The sequence below is a fragment of the Flavobacterium sp. SP2 genome (genome assembly GCF_057626655.1).
In genome coordinates this window covers 1-1,379 of the sequence record NZ_JBVHBT010000019.1, presented here as the reverse complement: position 1 = coordinate 1,379, position 1,379 = coordinate 1, and the positions used below count along the sequence as shown (strand labels likewise).

Below are 1,379 nucleotides of genomic sequence, written 5' to 3'. Positions count from 1 at the left end.
CAAGCCCAGCCTTTAGATTTGTGCATTGAATTATTCGTAATTTTATGCTAACAACCAAAACTGACAAAGTGAACCATCAAGCCCGCAAAGTTAATAGACTTATCAATTGATAAGGACTTTGTCAGTTTATATTGAACAAGCATCAAATAGTAATTCAGGATTTTAGGCCTATTATCAAGGTTTCGATAGTGTTCAATAATTTGGTTGCTAATCTTAAAAACTTTTTTCTATGAACAAATTTAAACATTTTTTGGGTATTGACGTATCAAAAGATTATTTTGATGCAGTGGTTCTTGTTGCAGGCCAAAAAGAAAACACAATTCATAATCAATTTTCTAATGATTTAAAAGGTGTTAAATCGCTTGTTGTTTGGCTGAAAGAACAAGATGCAAATTTTGAAAATACTTTAGTTTGTTTAGAACATACAGGAATGTATGGCAAGCTTATAGTCAAGTATCTTACGGTTTATAAGTTTACTATTTGGGTAGAAATGTCATTAAAAATTATCCGCAGTATTGGAGTTCAAAGAGGCAAGAATGATAAACTTGATGCCGAGCGAATTGCTTATTATGCGATGAAAAATGTTGATGAAGCTCAAATTTTTACAGCACCAAGAAAAGAGATTGAAAAGATAAGAAACTTACTTTCCTTGCGTGAGAAATTGGTTGAAACTCAAACACATTTAAAACGCAATGCAAAGGAGTTAAGTCAGTTTGATAAGGAAGTAGTCAAGTTTTCTGCTAAACTTCAAAAAAACACTCTTAAAGGCATTGCATTGGATTTGAAAAGCATTGAAAAACAATTAGATACAATAATTACAGAAGATGAAAATCTATCAAGAATTTTCAAACTCACGACTTCAGTTATAGGAGTTGGTAAGGTAACAGCATTGTTTTTAATTTGTTTTACCAATGAATTTACCATGTATGCCACACCACGTCAACTGGCTTGTTATACAGGAGTTGTTCCTTTTGAATACACTTCTGGAAAGAGCGTTAGAGCCAAACCTAAAGTACATTATATGGCCAATAAAAAACTAAAAAAACAACTCCATATGTGTGCCTTATCAGCCATTACAAGTGATCCAGAATTAAAGTATTACTTTGAAAGAAAAGTAGAAGAAGGTAAGAGTAAAATGTTGGTAATTAATAACATAAGAAACAAATTAGTACATCGAATTTGCGCGTGTATAAGAAATAACAAAGTTTTTGAGAAACGACAGGTAGCTTAAAAACTAAAAAATAATGTGATAAAGATAGAGGTAAAACAATAATTACCTCAAGAAATCTATTGTCTTAATGGAATAAAACTTTGAATTATTATCAAAAAAATAAAATAAAAAATATCATTTTTATTTTGGAAATATCATAGTAATCAAT

1 protein-coding gene is annotated in these 1,379 nt (G+C 30.2%); it reads left to right on the top strand.

The window, feature by feature from the left end; translation table 11 throughout:
* Positions 1–229: 229 nt before the first annotated feature.
* Positions 230–1,231 carry an IS110 family RNA-guided transposase gene (locus ACZ098_RS17150; RefSeq protein WP_487312988.1) on the top strand — a complete coding sequence of 334 codons (1,002 nt, stop codon included), beginning with the start codon at positions 230–232 and terminating at the stop codon, positions 1,229–1,231.
* Positions 1,232–1,379: the final 148 nt, after the last annotated feature.